A 1,030-nucleotide genomic window follows, 5' to 3' on the forward strand; every position below is an offset into this window, starting at 1 on the left:
GGCGAAGCTGAGAACTTAAGCGCCAGTAAACGGCGGTGGTAACTATAACCATCCTAAGGTAGCGAAATTCCTTGTCGGGTAAGTTCCGACCTGCACGAATGGCGTAACGACTTCTCGACTGTCTCAACCACAGGCCCGGTGAAATTGCATTACGAGTAAAGATGCTCGTTTCGCGCAGCAGGACGGAAAGACCCCGGGACCTTTACTATAGCTTGATATTGGTGTTCGGTTCGGCTTGTGTAGGATAGGTGGGAGACTTTGAAGCGGCAACGCCAGTTGTCGTGGAGTCGACGTTGAAATACCACTCTGGTCGTGCTGGATGTCTAACCTGGGTCCGTGATCCGGATCAGGGACAGTGTCTGGTGGGTAGTTTAACTGGGGCGGTTGCCTCCTAAAGGGTAACGGAGGCGCCCAAAGGTTCCCTCAGCCTGGTTGGCAATCAGGTGTTGAGTGTAAGTGCACAAGGGAGCTTGACTGTGAGACTGACGGGTCGAGCAGGTACGAAAGTAGGGACTAGTGATCCGGCGGTGGCTTGTGGAAGCGCCGTCGCTCAACGGATAAAAGGTACCCCGGGGATAACAGGCTGATCTTCCCCAAGAGTCCATATCGACGGGATGGTTTGGCACCTCGATGTCGGCTCGTCGCATCCTGGGGCTGGAGTAGGTCCCAAGGGTTGGGCTGTTCGCCCATTAAAGCGGTACGCGAGCTGGGTTTAGAACGTCGTGAGACAGTTCGGTCCCTATCCGCTGTGCGCGTAGGAGTGTTGAGAAGGGCTGTCCCTAGTACGAGAGGACCGGGACGGACGAACCTCTGGTGTGCCAGTTGTCCTGCCAAGGGCATGGCTGGTTGGCTACGTTCGGGAGGGATAACCGCTGAAAGCATCTAAGCGGGAAGCCTGCTTCGAGATGAGCACTCCCACCTCCTTGAGAGGGTAAGGCTCCCAGTAGACGACTGGGTTGATAGGCCGGGTATGGAAGCCCTGTGAGGGGTGGAGTTGACCGGTACTAATAGGCCGAGGGCTTGTCCTCAG

1 rRNA gene is annotated in these 1,030 nt (G+C 56.2%); it reads left to right on the forward strand.

Annotation, left to right across the window (positions count from 1 at the left end):
- Positions 1-1,028: ribosomal RNA gene (locus ACWD4U_RS34815) — 23S ribosomal RNA — on the forward strand; the annotation flags it as partial.
- Between the last annotated feature and the right edge of the window lie 2 nt (positions 1,029-1,030).

The sequence above is a fragment of the Kitasatospora sp. NPDC002522 genome (genome assembly GCF_053595195.1).